Here is a 17,099-nt window from a genome sequence, read left to right as displayed (position 1 = left end):
TTGGAAAAGTACAAAAGCTAGGACTGAACCTTAGCATTGTCGGCTGGCGAGGACAGCCGCAAGGCGTCCGAGAATGCCGTACGAACTTTCCTGCGGGCAAAACAAAACCCCAACTGCTTTCGCAATTGGGGTTTCGGAATTTAATCTTGACGATGACCTACTCTCACATGGGGAAACCCCACACTACCATCGGCGATGCATCGTTTCACTTCTGAGTTCGGGATGGGATCAGGTGGTTCCAACGCTCTATGGTCGTCAAGAAATTCGGGTACTGACTCGTGACCAAATGGCCTCGCTTCAGCAAATTGGGTATGTGACAGCTAGGTGTTTTGTGAGCATCGAACTTTCGGTTCATTGCGTCTTCACACACCGCAATCTGGTCTCTTTCGAGTCTACAGATTGCTTGGGTGTTATATGGTCAAGCCTCACGGGCAATTAGTATTGGTTAGCTCAACGCCTCACAGCGCTTACACACCCAACCTATCAACGTCGTAGTCTTCGACGGCCCTTCAGGGAACTCAAGGTTCCAGTGAGATCTCATCTTGAGGCAAGTTTCCCGCTTAGATGCTTTCAGCGGTTATCTTTCCCGAACATAGCTACCCGGCAATGCCACTGGCGTGACAACCGGAACACCAGAGGTTCGTCCACTCCGGTCCTCTCGTACTAGGAGCAGCCCCTCTCAAATCTCAAACGTCCACGGCAGATAGGGACCGAACTGTCTCACGACGTTCTAAACCCAGCTCGCGTACCACTTTAAATGGCGAACAGCCATACCCTTGGGACCGGCTTCAGCCCCAGGATGTGATGAGCCGACATCGAGGTGCCAAACACCGCCGTCGATATGAACTCTTGGGCGGTATCAGCCTGTTATCCCCGGAGTACCTTTTATCCGTTGAGCGATGGCCCTTCCATACAGAACCACCGGATCACTAAGACCTACTTTCGTACCTGCTCGACGTGTCTGTCTCGCAGTCAAGCGCGCTTTTGCCTTTATACTCTACGACCGATTTCCGACCGGTCTGAGCGCACCTTCGTACTCCTCCGTTACTCTTTAGGAGGAGACCGCCCCAGTCAAACTACCCACCATACACTGTCCTCGATCCGGATGACGGACCTGAGTTAGAACCTCAAAGTTGCCAGGGTGGTATTTCAAGGATGGCTCCACGCGAACTGGCGTCCACGCTTCAAAGCCTCCCACCTATCCTACACAAGCAAATTCAAAGTCCAGTGCAAAGCTATAGTAAAGGTTCACGGGGTCTTTCCGTCTAGCCGCGGATACACTGCATCTTCACAGCGATTTCAATTTCACTGAGTCTCGGGTGGAGACAGCGCCGCCATCGTTACGCCATTCGTGCAGGTCGGAACTTACCCGACAAGGAATTTCGCTACCTTAGGACCGTTATAGTTACGGCCGCCGTTTACCGGGGCTTCGATCAAGAGCTTCGCGTTAGCTAACCCCATCAATTAACCTTCCGGCACCGGGCAGGCGTCACACCCTATACGTCCACTTTCGTGTTTGCAGAGTGCTGTGTTTTTAATAAACAGTCGCAGCGGCCTGGTATCTTCGACCGGCGTGGGCTTACGCAGCAAGTGCTTCACCCTCACCGGCGCACCTTCTCCCGAAGTTACGGTGCCATTTTGCCTAGTTCCTTCACCCGAGTTCTCTCAAGCGCCTTGGTATTCTCTACCCAACCACCTGTGTCGGTTTGGGGTACGGTTCCTGGTTATCTGAAGCTTAGAAGCTTTTCTTGGAAGCATGGCATCAACCACTTCGTCGCCTAAAGGCAACTCGTCATCAGCTCTCGGCCTTGAAACCCCGGATTTACCTAAGATTTCAGCCTACCACCTTAAACTTGGACAACCAACGCCAAGCTGGCCTAGCCTTCTCCGTCCCTCCATCGCAATAACCAGAAGTACAGGAATATTAACCTGTTTTCCATCGACTACGCTTTTCAGCCTCGCCTTAGGGACCGACTAACCCTGCGTCGATTAACGTTGCGCAGGAAACCTTGGTCTTTCGGCGTGGGTGTTTTTCACACCCATTGTCGTTACTCATGTCAGCATTCGCACTTCTGATACCTCCAGCAAGCTTCTCAACTCACCTTCACAGGCTTACAGAACGCTCCTCTACCGCATCACTTGCGTGATACCCGTAGCTTCGGTGTATGGTTTGAGCCCCGTTACATCTTCCGCGCAGGCCGACTCGACTAGTGAGCTATTACGCTTTCTTTAAAGGGTGGCTGCTTCTAAGCCAACCTCCTAGCTGTCTAAGCCTTCCCACATCGTTTCCCACTTAACCATAACTTTGGGACCTTAGCTGACGGTCTGGGTTGTTTCCCTTTTCACGACGGACGTTAGCACCCGCCGTGTGTCTCCCATGCTCGGCACTTGTAGGTATTCGGAGTTTGCATCGGTTTGGTAAGTCGGGATGACCCCCTAGCCGAAACAGTGCTCTACCCCCTACAGTGATACATGAGGCGCTACCTAAATAGCTTTCGAGGAGAACCAGCTATCTCCGAGCTTGATTAGCCTTTCACTCCGATCCACAGGTCATCCGCTAACTTTTCAACGGTAGTCGGTTCGGTCCTCCAGTCAGTGTTACCTAACCTTCAACCTGCCCATGGATAGATCGCCCGGTTTCGGGTCTATTCCCAGCGACTAGACGCCCTATTAAGACTCGCTTTCGCTACGCCTCCCCTATTCGGTTAAGCTCGCCACTGAAAATAAGTCGCTGACCCATTATACAAAAGGTACGCAGTCACAGAACAAAGTCTGCTCCCACTGCTTGTACGCATACGGTTTCAGGATCTATTTCACTCCCCTCTCCGGGGTTCTTTTCGCCTTTCCCTCACGGTACTAGTTCACTATCGGTCAGTCAGTAGTATTTAGCCTTGGAGGATGGTCCCCCCATATTCAGACAAAGTTTCTCGTGCTCCGTCCTACTCGATTTCATGACTAAGAGATTTTCGCGTACAGGGCTATCACCCACTATGGCCGCACTTTCCAGAGCGTTCCGCTAATCTCAAAGCCACTTAAGGGCTAGTCCCCGTTCGCTCGCCACTACTAAGGGAATCTCGGTTGATTTCTTTTCCTCAGGGTACTTAGATGTTTCAGTTCCCCTGGTTCGCCTCTTGCACCTATGTATTCAGTACAAGATAACCATCTTGTGATGGCTGGGTTCCCCCATTCAGACATCTCCGGATCAAAGTCTGTTTGCCGACTCCCCGAAGCTTTTCGCAGGCTACCACGTCTTTCATCGCCTCTGACTGCCAAGGCATCCACCGTATGCGCTTCTTCACTTGACCATATAACCCCAAGCAATCTGGTTATACTGTGAAGACGACATTCGCCGAAAATTCGAATTTCTCAACTAAGAGAACTCACAAATTTTACCTTAGCCTGATCACCACCAGTGAAAGTGGCCATCAGTCTATCTTTCTATCACATACCCAAATTTTTAAAGAACGATCTAATCAAAAGACTAGAAATCAATATTCAACTCGAATATTCATTTCTAAACTCTCAAACTTTCGAAGCAGTTTATGGTGGAGCCAAGCGGGATCGAACCGCTGACCTCCTGCGTGCAAGGCAGGCGCTCTCCCAGCTGAGCTATGGCCCCATAACAAAATTGGTGGGTCTGGGCAGATTCGAACTGCCGACCTCACCCTTATCAGGGGTGCGCTCTAACCAACTGAGCTACAGACCCAATTTCGAGCTTGTAACTGCTAGCTCTGAGCTATCAGCTTGGAGCTTAAATCTGCTTCTATCGTCTTCTTCAATGAATCAAGCAATTCGTGTGGGAACTTATGGAGCAGCTGATGTCGTCGATTAAGGAGGTGATCCAGCCGCAGGTTCCCCTACGGCTACCTTGTTACGACTTCACCCCAGTCATGAATCACACCGTGGTAACCGTCCTCCCGAAGGTTAGACTAGCTACTTCTGGTGCAACCCACTCCCATGGTGTGACGGGCGGTGTGTACAAGGCCCGGGAACGTATTCACCGCGACATTCTGATTCGCGATTACTAGCGATTCCGACTTCACGCAGTCGAGTTGCAGACTGCGATCCGGACTACGATCGGTTTTATGGGATTAGCTCCACCTCGCGGCTTGGCAACCCTTTGTACCGACCATTGTAGCACGTGTGTAGCCCAGGCCGTAAGGGCCATGATGACTTGACGTCATCCCCACCTTCCTCCGGTTTGTCACCGGCAGTCTCCTTAGAGTGCCCACCATAACGTGCTGGTAACTAAGGACAAGGGTTGCGCTCGTTACGGGACTTAACCCAACATCTCACGACACGAGCTGACGACAGCCATGCAGCACCTGTCTCAATGTTCCCGAAGGCACCAATCCATCTCTGGAAAGTTCATTGGATGTCAAGGCCTGGTAAGGTTCTTCGCGTTGCTTCGAATTAAACCACATGCTCCACCGCTTGTGCGGGCCCCCGTCAATTCATTTGAGTTTTAACCTTGCGGCCGTACTCCCCAGGCGGTCAACTTAATGCGTTAGCTGCGCCACTAAGAGCTCAAGGCTCCCAACGGCTAGTTGACATCGTTTACGGCGTGGACTACCAGGGTATCTAATCCTGTTTGCTCCCCACGCTTTCGCACCTCAGTGTCAGTATCAGTCCAGGTGGTCGCCTTCGCCACTGGTGTTCCTTCCTATATCTACGCATTTCACCGCTACACAGGAAATTCCACCACCCTCTACCATACTCTAGCTCGCCAGTTTTGGATGCAGTTCCCAGGTTGAGCCCGGGGATTTCACATCCAACTTAACGAACCACCTACGCGCGCTTTACGCCCAGTAATTCCGATTAACGCTTGCACCCTCTGTATTACCGCGGCTGCTGGCACAGAGTTAGCCGGTGCTTATTCTGTCGGTAACGTCAAAATTGCAGAGTATTAATCTACAACCCTTCCTCCCAACTTAAAGTGCTTTACAATCCGAAGACCTTCTTCACACACGCGGCATGGCTGGATCAGGCTTTCGCCCATTGTCCAATATTCCCCACTGCTGCCTCCCGTAGGAGTCTGGACCGTGTCTCAGTTCCAGTGTGACTGATCATCCTCTCAGACCAGTTACGGATCGTCGCCTTGGTGAGCCATTACCTCACCAACTAGCTAATCCGACCTAGGCTCATCTGATAGCGCAAGGCCCGAAGGTCCCCTGCTTTCTCCCGTAGGACGTATGCGGTATTAGCGTTCCTTTCGAAACGTTGTCCCCCACTACCAGGCAGATTCCTAGGCATTACTCACCCGTCCGCCGCTGAATTCAGGAGCAAGCTCCCTTCATCCGCTCGACTTGCATGTGTTAGGCCTGCCGCCAGCGTTCAATCTGAGCCATGATCAAACTCTTCAGTTCAAACATCTTTGGGTTTTTAAGAAACCCTAAACTTGGCTCAGCAATCGTTGGTTACATCTTTGATTTCTCGCGGAGTAACTTGTGATGCTGATAATCTTTCTGACTATCAGTCTGACTCCACAAGTACCCACACGAATTGCTTGATTCAGTTGTTAAAGAGCGGTTGGTTAAGATCTTTCGTCTCAACCGAGGCGCGCATTCTACAGCAGCCTCATTTGCTGTCAAGTGATTATTTTCAGAAGTTTTCGAAGATTTCTTCAACAACTTCAACCACTTGCGCTTCCGATCTCTCGTTAGCGGGAGGCGAATTCTACAGCGTTACACGCTGCTGTCAACACCTCTTTTTCTCCGCTTTCGACCGAGAGGATCGAACCGTTGAAAGCACCCAACAAACCGGCATTTCCAACTGCCTCCAGGCTTCGATGAACTGAAGCGACCCACTATCGAAACCTACTTAACTCATTGAATTTCAAGGAGTTTTCCGTTTCGACTGCGCCGGAAGTGGGGCGAATTATAGACCTCTGGAATTCGCCGTCAACCCTTATTTTCATAAATCTGTCATATCGGTCAAAAATGCCTCGAAACGCGGAGGCCGACCTTAAAAGGTCGGCCTTCTTTGCACTGCCCTTCTACTTACAAGCTAGGGAATGCGAACTGCGACGCCTCATGGCTCGCACGCTGTGGCCATCGCTGGGTGATCGCCTTGCGACGGGTATAGAAGCGCACACCATCCGGACCGTAAGCATGCAGGTCGCCGAACAGCGAGCGCTTCCAGCCGCCGAAGCTGTGGTAAGCCACCGGCACCGGCAGTGGAACGTTGACCCCGACCATGCCGACTTCGATCTCGTCGCAGAACAGACGCGCCGCTTCACCGTCACGAGTGAAGATGCAGGTGCCGTTGCCGTATTCGTGATCATTGATCAGTTGCATCGCCTCTTCCAGGCTGTTCACCCGGACGACGCACAGCACCGGCCCGAAGATCTCTTCTTTATAGATGCGCATCTCAGGCGTGACGTTGTCGAACAGGCAGCCCCCCAGGAAGAAGCCTTCTTCATGACCGGCAACGCTCAGACCACGACCGTCGACCACCAGAGTCGCGCCCGCCGCCACGCCGTCTTCGACATAACCGCTGACCTTGTCACGCGCCTGACCGGTTACGAGCGGCCCCATATCCAGACCACACGAAGTGCCGGCACCGATTTTCAGCGCCTTGATCTGAGGGACCAGTTTGGCCACCAGTGCATCGGCCACCTGATCGCCAACACACACCGCCACCGAAATCGCCATGCAGCGTTCACCGCAGGAACCGTAAGCCGCGCCCATCAGTGCGCTGACCGCGTTGTCCAGATCCGCATCCGGCATCAGCACCGCATGGTTCTTCGCGCCGCCCAGTGCCTGTACGCGCTTGCCGCGCTTGGTGCCTTCGGCATAGATGTACTCGGCAATCGGCGTCGAACCCACGAAGCTCAGCGCTTTGACTTCCGGCGCTTCAATCAGCGCGTCCACCGCAGTCTTGTCACCGTGCACCACGCTCAGCACGCCTTTTGGCAGGCCGGCTTCGAGCAGCAGTTGCGCGATCAGCAGGGTCGAGCTTGGGTCGCGTTCGGACGGCTTGAGGATGAAGCAGTTGCCGCAAACGATCGCCAGCGGATACATCCACAGCGGCACCATCGCCGGGAAGTTGAACGGGGTGATGCCGGCCACCACGCCCAGCGGCTGGAAGTCCGACCAGGCATCGATGTTCGGGCCGACGTTGCGGCTGTACTCGCCCTTGAGGATTTCCGGCGCTGCGCAGGCGAACTCGACGTTCTCGATGCCACGCTTCAGTTCACCGGCAGCATCTTCCAGAGTCTTGCCGTGTTCTTCGCTGATCAATTGCGCGATGCGTGCTTCGTTCTGCTCCAGCAGTTGCTTGAAACGGAACATCACCTGGGCACGTTTGGCCGGTGGCGTATTGCGCCAGGCCGGGAACGCAGCCTTGGCGGCATCAATGGCGTGCTGGATGGTTTCACGGCTGGCCAGCGGCAGCTTGTGGATAGCCTGACCGGTGGACGGGTTGAACACATCGACCGCGCGACCGTTCTCGGTCACCAGTTCGCCATTGATCAAATGCGGGATAACGCTCATCGGGGAACTCCTGAATTCTTGTGCGCGGACGCCCGCAAGGGGCGCCTGCCATTGGCGTATCTATATAGAAGGAAAAATCAGTCGAGCTTGTTCAGCACTTCGCCGACCGCGTCGAACAGACGATCAAGGTCCTGCGGCTTGCTGTTGAAGGTTGGGCCGAACTGCAGGGTGTCGCCGCCGAAGCGAACGTAGAACCCGGCCTTCCACAACGCCATGCCGGCTTCGAACGGACGCACGATGGCGTCGCCGTCACGGCCCGCGATCTGGATTGCACCGGCCAGACCGAAGTTGCGAATGTCGATGACGTTCTTCGCGCCTTTCAGGCCATGCAGGGCATTTTCGAAATGCGGTGCAACTTCAGCCACGCTCTGCACCAGGTTTTCCTTTTGCAGCAGGTCGAGTGCCGCCAGGCCAGCGGCGCAAGCCACCGGGTGCGCCGAGTAGGTGTAGCCGTGCGGAAATTCCACAGCGTATTCCGGGGTCGGCTGGTTCATGAAGGTCTGGTAGATCTCGGAGCTGGCAATTACCGCGCCCATCGGGATCGCGCCGTTGGTGACTTGCTTGGCGATGCACATCAGATCCGGGGTCACACCGAAGGTGGTGGCGCCGAACATGGTGCCGGTACGGCCGAAACCGGTGATCACTTCGTCGAACACCAGCAGGATGTTGTGCTGATCGCAGATTTCACGCAGACGCTTCAGGTAGCCCTGCGGCGGAACCAGCACGCCAGCGGAACCGGCCATCGGCTCAACGAACACCGCTGCGATGTTCGAAGCATCGTGCAGCTCGATCAGCTTCAACAGCTCATCGGCAAGGGCGATACCGCCCTGCTCCGGCATGCCACGGGAGAACGCATTGCTCGCCAGCAGAGTGTGCGGCAGGTGATCGACATCCATCATCGCCTGACCGAACAGCTTGCGGTTGCCGTTGACGCCGCCGAGGCTGGTGCCGGCGATGTTCACGCCGTGATAACCACGGGCGCGGCCGATCATCTTGGTCTTGGTCGACTGGCCTTTCAGGCGCCAGTAAGCACGGACCATTTTCACCGCGGTATCGGCGCACTCGGAACCGGAGTCGGTGAAGAACACGTGATTCAGGTTGCCCGGCGTCAGGTCGGTGATTTTCTCCGCCAGCTGGAACGACAGCGGGTGGCCGTACTGGAAGCCCGGCGAGTAATCGAGAGTGCCCAACTGCTTGGCCACCGCTTCCTGGATTTCCTTGCGGGTATGCCCGGCGCCGCAGGTCCACAGACCGGACAGCGAGTCGTACACCTTGCGGCCCTTGTCGTCGATCAGCCAGCTGCCTTCGGCACCAACGATCAGGCGCGGGTCGCGCTGGAAGTTGCGGTTGGCGGTGTACGGCATCCAGTGCGCGTCCAGCTTCAGTTGGCTGGCCAGTGGCGACGGCGCGTTTTCAGGCATGTTCATCGGGCAAAACCTCGCAGGGCAATAAGCTTCAGAGCGATAGAAAGCGTTGTTGCAGCTAAATTGCCACGGGGATAAAGTCGGTGAAATTCAACTCTTCTAACCTTCAGTTAGAACTCTGCTAAACAATGAGCACAACAGCATGAGCAGCCGCCGCCCCGATCCACTGGCCCAGGTCAGTGACTTTGACATTCGCCTGCTGCGAATTTTTCGCAGCGTGGTGGAGTGCGGCGGCTTCTCGGCAGCGGAAACCGTGCTCGGCATCGGTCGCTCGGCGATCAGCCAGCAGATGAGCGATCTGGAACAACGCCTCGGCCTGCGACTGTGCCAACGCGGGCGCGCCGGTTTCTCCCTGACCGAGGAAGGCCGCGAGGTTTACCAGTCGGCGCTGCAACTGTTGAGTGCATTGGAAAGTTTCCGCACCGAGGTCAACGGCCTGCACCAGCACCTGCGTGGTGAACTGATCATCGGCCTGACCGACAACCTCGTCACCCTGCCCCACATGCGCATCACCCACGCTCTCGCGCAGTTGAAGGAACGCGGGCCAGACGTGCAAATCCAGATCCGCATGATCGCCCCCAACGAAGTCGAACAAGGTGTGCTCGACGGTCGCCTGCATGTCGGCGTGGTGCCGCAGGCCAGTGCGTTGTCGGGACTGGAATACCAACCGCTGTACAGCGAACGTTCGCTGCTCTACTGCGCAGTTGGTCATCCGTTGTTTTACGTCGACGATAAACAGCTGGATGACGAACGCTTGAACAGTCAGGACGCCATCGCCCCGACCTTCCGTTTGCCGGCGGAGATCCAGGCGCACTATCAGGCGCTCAACTGCACCGCCAGCGCTTCCGACCGCGAAGGCATGGCGTTCCTGATTCTGACCGGGCGCTACATCGGCTACCTGCCGGATCACTACGCCAGTCTCTGGGTTCAACAAGGTCGCTTGCGCGCGCTCAAGGCCAGTACCCGCTTCTATGATTTGAGCCTGGCCTCGGTTACCCGCAAGGGCCGTCGCCCTCATCTGGTACTGGAAAGTTTTCTCGAGAGCCTCGCCGCCACCCGCTGACGACCGGGGTTTTATTCGCCCGGGGCTTGTCCCGCGCCGATGGTTGCGCTATCAACGCAACTGGTTGCACCCCACAGACAAACCCGGAAGTGCCTATGACCTTTGAAGTCCCAGCCCACGGCGGCAAACCCGCCAGCCGCATTCGTCAGAAGAACGAAGAGACCATCATCAAAGCCGCCGAAGACGAGTTCGCCCGTCACGGGTACAAAGGCACGAGCATGAACACCATCGCCACCAAGGCCGGACTGCCCAAGGCGAACCTGCATTACTACTTCACCAACAAGCTCGGGTTGTACGTGGCGGTGCTGAGCAACATCCTTCAATTGTGGGACAGCACCTTCAATACCCTGACGGCCGAGGACGATCCGGCCGAAGCACTGACCCGCTACATCCGCGCGAAAATGGAATTCTCCCGTCGCCAGCCGCAAGCGTCGCGGATCTTCGCGATGGAAGTGATCAGCGGCGGCGAATGCCTCACCGAATATTTCAATCAGGATTACCGCGCCTGGTTCCAGGGCCGCGCCGGCGTGTTCCAGGCCTGGATCGACGCGGGCAAAATGGATCCGGTCGACCCGGTGCACCTGATCTTCCTGTTGTGGGGCAGCACCCAGCATTACGCCGACTTCGCCACCCAGATCTGTCGGGTGACCGGTCGCAGCAAGTTGACCAAACAGGACATGGAAGACGCCGGCAACAATCTGATCCGCATCATCCTCAAAGGCTGCGGCCTCACTTCTTCTATATAAGTCGTTTTATGCCATTCACCCTCAGCGGCTTTTGCGAATTCCGCGAAGAGATTCGCAAAAGCCGCTTCATCACCTTCGCCGCGCCGATCGGCAGCCCTGCCGATGCGCAAGCCTTCATCGAGCAACACAGCGACTTGAACGCTTCGCACAATTGCTGGGCGTGGAAGCTCGGCGATCAGTACCGCAGCAACGACGACGGCGAACCCGGCGGCACTGCCGGGCGGCCGATTCTCGCGGCCATCGAAGCGCAGGACTGCGATCAGGTCGCGGTGCTGGTGATCCGCTGGTACGGCGGCATTCAGCTGGGCACCGGCGGCCTGGCCCGGGCCTATGGCGGCGGCGCCAACAAGTGCCTGCAAGCCGCGCCGAAGATCGAGTTGATCAGCCGCGTGCCCGTGCATTGCGCCTGCGCCTTTGGCGAACTGGCGCTGGTAAAGCTGCGGGTCGCGGATCTGGGCGGATTGGTGGTCGAGGAAAACTTCACCGCCAATGGTGTCGAGTTGCAACTGGCCGTGGGCGAAGCGCACATCGAGCTGTTGCAGAATCAGCTGGCCGACCTGAGCCGCGGGCGAATCCTGCTGCAGCGTTGAAGCCCCGCCATGTTTTGGGGCACCAGCCCGTTTGCTTATGCCCGAGACTTGCCCACATCCGCTGTGCACCCGGCTGTGGATAACCTGAGCACAGGAGGCTGTAACCCTTCTGTCACGTGGCTTTGCGGGATTTGCTCACTTTTCGTCCAATCTCCCATCGCAATGAACAATTTCACGTAAAAACAATCGCTTAGCGTTGTTTATCGCCTTTAGAAGAAAGCCCGGCAGTGCTTATGCCCGGGATTTTGTCTTGCGCACAAATACTGTGGAGCAACCTGTGGATAAGCCGTTCATGGCTGGCGCAGTCGCAGGTTCTGCATGGCTTCGGCGGGGTTGCTCGTTTTTTGATCAGCCAGTTGCGGGCAAAACTGGAGCCTGATCAAAGGCTTTGCCCTCAAGTGGTGCCGTGCAGGCAACCGAATTCGATTCACAGGCTCTGCGCCACAGGCTGGCAAACAGCAGCCACCTGCGTTCCTGACTCAATGGCCAGGAAATTGCTTTATCCACAGGCACAACTCCAAGCAACCCGAGCCTGTCATGCCAAACCCCACGTCCACACCGCAGCTGCAACTGCGCCAAATCAGCAAACGTTATCCCGGTTGCCTTGCCAATGACGCCATCGACCTGAGCATCGCCCCCGGTGAAATCCACGCGCTGCTCGGTGAAAACGGTGCAGGCAAAAGCACGTTGATGAAGATCATCTACGGCGTCACCCAGGCCGATTCGGGTGAGATGCTGTGGCAGGGTCAACCGGTGACTATGCGCAACCCGGCCCAGGCGCGGCAGTTGGGCATCGGCATGGTGTTCCAGCATTTCTCGCTGTTCGAGACCTTGAGCGTGGCGCAGAACATTGCATTGGCGATGGGTGCAGCGGCCGGTTCGCCGAAACAGCTTGAGGCGAAAATCCGTGAAGTGTCGCGCCGATATGGCATGGCGCTGGAACCCCAGCGACTTGTCCACAGCCTGTCGATCGGCGAGCGGCAACGGGTCGAGATTGTGCGTTGCCTGATGCAGGACATTCGCCTGCTGATTCTCGACGAACCGACCTCGGTGCTCACGCCGCAGGAAGCCGAAGAGTTGTTCATCACCCTGCGCCGGCTCGCGGCCGAAGGCTGCAGCATTCTGTTCATCAGCCACAAACTTGGCGAGGTGCGCGCCTTGTGCCACAGCGCCACAGTGTTGCGTGGTGGTCGGGTGGCCGGGCATTGCGTGCCCGCAGACTGCACTGATCGGCAACTGGCGCAATTGATGGTGGGCGACGCCGCGACCTTGATCGGCGAGTTCACGAAGGTCACCGGTGGCGCGGCGTTCTTGCAGGTCAGCGGTCTGAACTGGCACAACCCGGATCCGTTCGGTTGCTCCCTGAACGACATCGATCTGCAGGTGCGCAGCGGTGAAATCGTCGGCATCGCCGGCGTGGCGGGCAACGGGCAGGACGAGCTTCTGGCATTGCTCAGCGGCGAGCAAACACTGCACCGCGATGCAGCGCAAACCATCTGCTTCCAGGAACACCCTGTCGCCGATCAGCGCCCGGATGCCCGACGCAAACTCGGCCTGGCGTTCGTCCCCGCCGAACGCCTCGGGCATGGCGCGGTGCCGGACATGAGCCTGGCGGACAACGCCCTGCTCACCGCCTTTCAACAAGGCCTGGTCAGCCACGGTTTGATCGAGCGCGGCAAGGTCGAAGCCCTCGCCCAAACGATCATCGAGCGCTTCGGCGTGAAAACCCCGGACACCCAGACCGCCGCCCGCAGCCTGTCCGGCGGCAACCTGCAGAAATTCATCCTCGGCCGGGAAATCCTCCAGCAACCGAAACTGCTGATCGCCGCGCACCCGACCTGGGGCGTGGATGTCGGCGCGGCGGCCACCATTCACCGGGCGCTGATTGCCCTGCGCGATGCCGGGGCGGCGATTCTGGTGATCTCCGAAGACCTCGACGAACTGTTCCAGATCAGCGACCGCCTCGGCGCGCTGTGCGGCGGGCGCCTGTCGGTGTTGCAGGACACGGCGCAAACCCGCCTCAGCGACGTCGGCGGCTGGATGGCCGGCCAGTTCGACACCCCTCAATCACAACCGGCCACGGTTTAACGGAGTTTTCCCATGTTGCTTTCCCTCGAACCCCGTGGCCGGCAATCGCGCCTGATGCTCTGGTGCTCGCCGGTGCTGGCGGCGGTGCTGACGCTGGTCTGCGGATCGTTGCTGTTCGTCGCCCTTGGCCACGATCCGCTGAAGACTTTGCATACTTTGCTGATCGCCCCGGTCAGCGACCTGTATGGCGTCTCCGAGCTGCTGGTCAAAACCCTGCCGATTCTGCTGTGTGCGCTGGGCCTCGCGGTGGCCTATCAGGCGCGGATCTGGAACATCGGTGCCGAAGGCCAATTGCTGCTCGGCGCGCTGGCCGGCAGTGCGCTGGCGGTGAACATCATCGACATGCAAAGCCGCTGGGCGCTGGTGCTGATCCTGCTGACCGGCACGTTCGCCGGCGCCGCCTGGGCCGGGCTCACCGCCTGGTTGCGTACCCGCTTCAATGCCAACGAAATCCTCACCAGCATCATGCTCAACTACATCGCGCTGAACCTGTTGCTGTTCTGCGTACACGGGCCGCTGAAGGATCCGGCCGGATTCAATTTTCCCGAATCGGCAATGTTCAGCGACGCCAGCCGCCTGCCGCTGTTAATGGAGGACGGTCGGGCACACATCGGCGTGTATTTCGCCTTGCTCGCGCTGGTCGCGGTGTGGGTGTTGCTGCAGAAAAGCTTCGTCGGTTTCCAGATCAAGGTGCTGGGGCTGGACAAGCGTGCGGCAGGGTTTGTCGGGTTTCGCGAGAAGCGTCTGATCTGGCTCGCACTACTGATCAGCGGAGGATTGGCGGGACTGGCCGGTGTCTGCGAAGTCACCGGACCGATCGGCCAACTGGTGCCGCAGGTCTCGCCGGGCTACGGCTACGCGGCGATCACCGTGGCATTTCTCGGCAGGCTCAATCCGATCGGCATTCTGTTTTCCAGCCTGTTGATGGCGCTGCTGTACATCGGTGGCGAGAGCGCACAGATGACGCTGAATCTGCCGCAGGCGATCACTCAGTTATTTCAGGGAATGATGCTGTTTTTCCTGCTGGCCTGTGACGTGCTGATCCTCTATCGGCCACGTCTTAACCTGCGCTGGGTGCGGCGCACTTCTACCACCGCCGTAACCGCCGGAGCGCTGTGATGGATATCGATCTGTTGAGCAATATTTTCTACGCCATGGTGCGCTGCGGTACGCCACTGCTGCTGGTGGCGCTGGGTGAATTGATCTGCGAGAAGAGCGGCGTACTCAACCTCGGTCAGGAAGGCATGATGCTGTTTGGCGCGGTGATCGGTTTCATCGTCGCGTTCAACAGCGGCAACCTGTGGCTCGGCGTGGTGCTCGCGATGCTCGCCGGGATGTTGCTGTCGTCGCTGTTTGCTCTGGTGGCGCTGGTGTTCAACGCCAATCAGGTGGCGACCGGACTGGCGCTGACGATTTTTGGCGTCGGCCTGTCGACCTTTGTCGGCGCGGCGTGGGTCGGCAAACCGCTGGCGGGATTCGAGCCGCTGGCGATTCCTTACTTGAGCGAAATCCCGCTGATCGGCCGCATGCTGTTTGCCCAGGATCTGCTGGTGTACCTGTCGTTCGCGCTGTTTGCGCTGGTGGCGTGGGTGATCGTGAAAAGCCGTGTCGGGCTGATCATTCAAGCGGTCGGCGAGAACCCGGATGCGGCCAGTGCCATGGGTTTGCCGGTGCTGACCGTGCGCACACTGGCGGTGTTGTTCGGCGGGGCGATGGCCGGACTGGCCGGCGCTTATCTGTCGCTGGCTTACACGCCGATGTGGGCCGAGAACATGACCGCCGGACGCGGCTGGATCGCCCTGGCGCTGGTGGTGTTCGCCAGTTGGCGGGTGTGGCGCTTGCTGCTCGGCGCGTATCTGTTCGGACTCGCCAGCATCCTGCACCTGGTGGCGCAGGGGTTGGGGCTGGCGATTCCTTCAAGTCTGCTGGCGATGCTGCCGTATGTCGCGACGATTCTGGTGCTGGTGTTGTTGTCGCGGGATGCGCTGCGTACACGGTTGTACGCGCCGGTATCACTGGGGCAGCCGTGGCAGGCCGGGCACTAAGCCGCTACGGCTCGCGACAGCGGCCGGACCGGCAACGCCTGAGCGATGCCCCACGCCACTTCGAGAACCAGGAAACCCACCACCAACGAACTGGCGCCGTGGGCCAGGGCATACGTCATCCACGCGGCGAACAGAAACCGCGTCACCGCGTCATAGCGCCCATAAACCGGCTGCGGATCACGAATCCGCAGCACCGCCCACATGCACACCACCGAACCGAACAAATTGGCGATCAACAGATGCGCAGGTTCGAACGGCGGCAGCTCGCCGGGCAGCTCCAGCGCCTGACTCAGCGCCGTCAGCAACCCGTGCAACACAGCAAAACTCCACGGTGTGACAAACGCCGCCGTCACGATCAAGTCATACCAGGCGCTGCCGCGCACCACCTGCCGATACTGCGTTGAAGTCCACATCATCCTTGCTCCGAAAATTCAGGGAGCAACCACGGTAAAGCCTGGAGTATGCTCCAGGGTCAAACACTTTCGAGACCTGCAAGATGCGCATCGGTGAGTTGGCCCAGGCCTGCGATGTCAGCCGTGACACGCTGCGTTTTTACGAGGAGCGCGGATTGATCGCGGCGCAACGCAGCGCCAACGGTTATCGCGACTATCCGCCGGAGATGGTGCAATTGGTGCTCTACATCAAAACGGCGCAGCGTCTGGGCTTTACTCTCGGCGAGATCGGCAGCAGCGTTGGCGCGCTGTGGCAATCGCCAAATCCTGACACCACCGTCACGCAACTGCTGCAAGACAAACTCAAGCTGGTCGAAACCCGCATGGCCGAACTCGGTGAGTTGCGCCAGGAGTTGCAGCATCGGCTCGGTCAACGTTGTCCATTGAACCCGTGATCTTTCAACTTTCAAGGAAAGCCAATCATGTCCGCACTTAATCCTGCCAAGCACGCATTGATCATCGGCGCCTCCCGGGGCCTGGGCCTGGGACTGGTGAAAACCCTGCTGGCCGACGGCTGGCAAGTCACCGCCACGGTTCGCAATCCTTCCAACGCCGAGGCTCTCGAAGCACTGGGCAACGTGCAAATCGAAAAACTCGACATGGACGACCAGCAAGCGGTGATCGCCCTGAGCCAGAAGCTCAAGGGCGAGACCTTCGACCTGCTGTTCGTCAACGCCGGGGTCAAAGGCCCCGAAGTGCAGACCCCGGGCGGCGCGACGCTGGCGGAAGTCGGTCAGTTGTTCTTCACCAACGCGGTGGCACCGATCAATCTGGCCCAGCGCTTTGTCGGGCAGATCCGCGACGGCAGCGGCGTGCTGGCGTTCATGAGTTCGGTGCTCGGCAGCGTGACCATGCCCGACGCGCCGGAACTGGCGCTGTACAAGGCCAGCAAAGCGGCGCTGAACTCGATGACCAACAGCTTCGTCACGCAGTTGGGCGAGCAGAAACTTACGGTGCTGTCGCTGCATCCGGGCTGGGTGAAAACCGACATGGGCGGTGAAGGTGCCGACATCGACGTGGAGACCAGCACCCGTGGCCTGGTGGATCAGGTGGATGCGTTCGCCGGCAAGGGCGGCCATCACTTCGTGAACTACAAGGGTGAAACCATTCCCTGGTAATCACTGGACCCTGTGGGGGCTCACCCCCACAGGGTTATCCCGGTGTCTGGTCGGGTTGGGCTTGCCCGTCGAAACATTTT

General features: G+C 57.9%; 11 protein-coding genes, 2 tRNA genes and 3 rRNA genes. 8 read left to right on the top strand and 8 right to left on the bottom strand.

Annotated elements, in window-relative coordinates; translation table 11 throughout:
• Window positions 1-144: 144 nt before the first annotated feature.
• The 7 genes from rrf to PDR5_RS03490 form a co-directional block, all read right to left on the bottom strand.
• Window positions 145-260: ribosomal RNA gene (gene rrf / locus PDR5_RS03520) — 5S ribosomal RNA — on the bottom strand.
• A gap of 154 nt (window positions 261-414) precedes the next feature.
• Window positions 415-3,305, bottom strand: a 23S ribosomal RNA gene (locus tag PDR5_RS03515).
• 238 nt (window positions 3,306-3,543) lie between these two features.
• Window positions 3,544-3,619: transfer RNA gene (locus tag PDR5_RS03510), tRNA-Ala, on the bottom strand.
• Window positions 3,620-3,629: 10 nt separating this feature from the next.
• Window positions 3,630-3,706: transfer RNA gene (locus PDR5_RS03505), tRNA-Ile, on the bottom strand.
• A gap of 123 nt (window positions 3,707-3,829) precedes the next feature.
• Window positions 3,830-5,366 (bottom strand): 16S ribosomal RNA (locus tag PDR5_RS03500).
• Together the 16S, 23S and 5S rRNA genes with 2 tRNA genes alongside form the textbook arrangement of a ribosomal RNA operon.
• 633 nt (window positions 5,367-5,999) lie before the next feature.
• Window positions 6,000-7,493 (bottom strand): CoA-acylating methylmalonate-semialdehyde dehydrogenase, encoded by a 1,494-nt coding sequence (locus tag PDR5_RS03495; protein WP_011332326.1) that lies wholly within the window; start codon window positions 7,491-7,493, stop codon window positions 6,000-6,002.
• Window positions 7,494-7,570: 77 nt separating this feature from the next.
• A complete protein-coding gene (locus tag PDR5_RS03490) occupies window positions 7,571-8,920 on the bottom strand; it encodes an aspartate aminotransferase family protein (protein WP_011332325.1) in 1,350 nt (449 codons plus the stop codon).
• 139 nt (window positions 8,921-9,059) lie between these two features.
• Between PDR5_RS03490 and PDR5_RS03485 the strand changes: the two genes are divergently transcribed.
• The 6 genes from PDR5_RS03485 to PDR5_RS03460 all read left to right on the top strand — a co-directional run bounded on the left by PDR5_RS03485 (window position 9,060) and on the right by PDR5_RS03460 (window position 15,449).
• A complete protein-coding gene (locus PDR5_RS03485; protein ID WP_007958517.1) occupies window positions 9,060-9,980 on the top strand; it encodes a LysR family transcriptional regulator in 921 nt (306 codons plus the stop codon).
• A gap of 95 nt (window positions 9,981-10,075) precedes the next feature.
• Window positions 10,076-10,726, top strand: a complete 651-nt coding sequence (locus tag PDR5_RS03480; protein ID WP_011332324.1) for a TetR/AcrR family transcriptional regulator — start codon at window positions 10,076-10,078, stop codon at window positions 10,724-10,726.
• An 8-nt stretch (window positions 10,727-10,734) separates the two neighbouring features.
• Window positions 10,735-11,316: an IMPACT family protein gene (locus tag PDR5_RS03475; protein ID WP_064593285.1), complete on the top strand. Its 582-nt coding sequence runs from the start codon at window positions 10,735-10,737 to the stop codon at window positions 11,314-11,316.
• Window positions 11,317-11,853: 537 nt separating this feature from the next.
• Window positions 11,854-13,404 carry an ABC transporter ATP-binding protein gene (locus tag PDR5_RS03470; RefSeq protein ID WP_064593284.1) on the top strand — a complete coding sequence of 517 codons (1,551 nt, stop codon included), beginning with the start codon at window positions 11,854-11,856 and terminating at the stop codon, window positions 13,402-13,404.
• A gap of 12 nt (window positions 13,405-13,416) precedes the next feature.
• Complete coding sequence (locus PDR5_RS03465) at window positions 13,417-14,523, top strand: ABC transporter permease (RefSeq protein WP_064593283.1); 1,107 nt, start codon at window positions 13,417-13,419, stop codon at window positions 14,521-14,523.
• Window positions 14,523-15,449 carry an ABC transporter permease gene (locus PDR5_RS03460; protein WP_039773215.1) on the top strand — a complete coding sequence of 309 codons (927 nt, stop codon included), beginning with the start codon at window positions 14,523-14,525 and terminating at the stop codon, window positions 15,447-15,449. The genes PDR5_RS03465 and PDR5_RS03460 overlap by 1 nt, the downstream gene beginning before the upstream one ends.
• On the opposite strand, the gene PDR5_RS03455 is transcribed toward PDR5_RS03460, so the two are convergent.
• Entirely contained in the window at window positions 15,446-15,862 is a 417-nt protein-coding gene (locus tag PDR5_RS03455; protein WP_039773249.1) for a hypothetical protein, read from the bottom strand. The genes PDR5_RS03460 and PDR5_RS03455 overlap by 4 nt on opposite strands.
• An 83-nt stretch (window positions 15,863-15,945) precedes the next feature.
• Here PDR5_RS03455 and PDR5_RS03450 point away from each other — a divergent pair, with 83 nt between their 5' ends.
• Entirely contained in the window at window positions 15,946-16,296 is a 351-nt protein-coding gene (locus tag PDR5_RS03450) for a MerR family transcriptional regulator (protein ID WP_064593282.1), read from the top strand.
• A gap of 27 nt (window positions 16,297-16,323) precedes the next feature.
• Window positions 16,324-17,019: an SDR family oxidoreductase gene (locus PDR5_RS03445; protein WP_011332317.1), complete on the top strand. Its 696-nt coding sequence runs from the start codon at window positions 16,324-16,326 to the stop codon at window positions 17,017-17,019.
• The last annotated feature ends 80 nt before the right edge of the window (window positions 17,020-17,099 follow it).

The organism is Pseudomonas sp. DR 5-09 (assembly GCF_001655595.1).
In the GTDB taxonomy this organism is placed as follows: Bacteria; Pseudomonadota; Gammaproteobacteria; order Pseudomonadales; family Pseudomonadaceae; genus Aquipseudomonas; species Aquipseudomonas pharyngis.
The sequence above is the reverse complement of the archived record's forward strand: the minus strand, read 5'-3'. Positions and strand labels throughout refer to the sequence as shown.

What these genes read in the sequence shown, in the direction of transcription:
- PDR5_RS03465 (WP_064593283.1), top strand. Translation starts at nt 13,417, where the DNA reads ATGTTGCTTTCCCTCGAACCCCGTGGCCGGCAATCGCGCCTGATGCTC.
- PDR5_RS03480 (WP_011332324.1), top strand. Translation starts at nt 10,076, where the DNA reads ATGACCTTTGAAGTCCCAGCCCACGGCGGCAAACCCGCCAGCCGCATT.
- PDR5_RS03455 (WP_039773249.1), bottom strand. Translation starts at nt 15,862, where the DNA reads ATGTGGACTTCAACGCAGTATCGGCAGGTGGTGCGCGGCAGCGCCTGG.
- PDR5_RS03475 (WP_064593285.1), top strand. Translation starts at nt 10,735, where the DNA reads ATGCCATTCACCCTCAGCGGCTTTTGCGAATTCCGCGAAGAGATTCGC.
- PDR5_RS03485 (WP_007958517.1), top strand. Translation starts at nt 9,060, where the DNA reads ATGAGCAGCCGCCGCCCCGATCCACTGGCCCAGGTCAGTGACTTTGAC.
- PDR5_RS03450 (WP_064593282.1), top strand. Translation starts at nt 15,946, where the DNA reads ATGCGCATCGGTGAGTTGGCCCAGGCCTGCGATGTCAGCCGTGACACG.
- PDR5_RS03490 (WP_011332325.1), bottom strand. Translation starts at nt 8,920, where the DNA reads ATGAACATGCCTGAAAACGCGCCGTCGCCACTGGCCAGCCAACTGAAG.
- PDR5_RS03460 (WP_039773215.1), top strand. Translation starts at nt 14,523, where the DNA reads ATGGATATCGATCTGTTGAGCAATATTTTCTACGCCATGGTGCGCTGC.
- PDR5_RS03470 (WP_064593284.1), top strand. Translation starts at nt 11,854, where the DNA reads ATGCCAAACCCCACGTCCACACCGCAGCTGCAACTGCGCCAAATCAGC.
- PDR5_RS03495 (WP_011332326.1), bottom strand. Translation starts at nt 7,493, where the DNA reads ATGAGCGTTATCCCGCATTTGATCAATGGCGAACTGGTGACCGAGAAC.
- PDR5_RS03445 (WP_011332317.1), top strand. Translation starts at nt 16,324, where the DNA reads ATGTCCGCACTTAATCCTGCCAAGCACGCATTGATCATCGGCGCCTCC.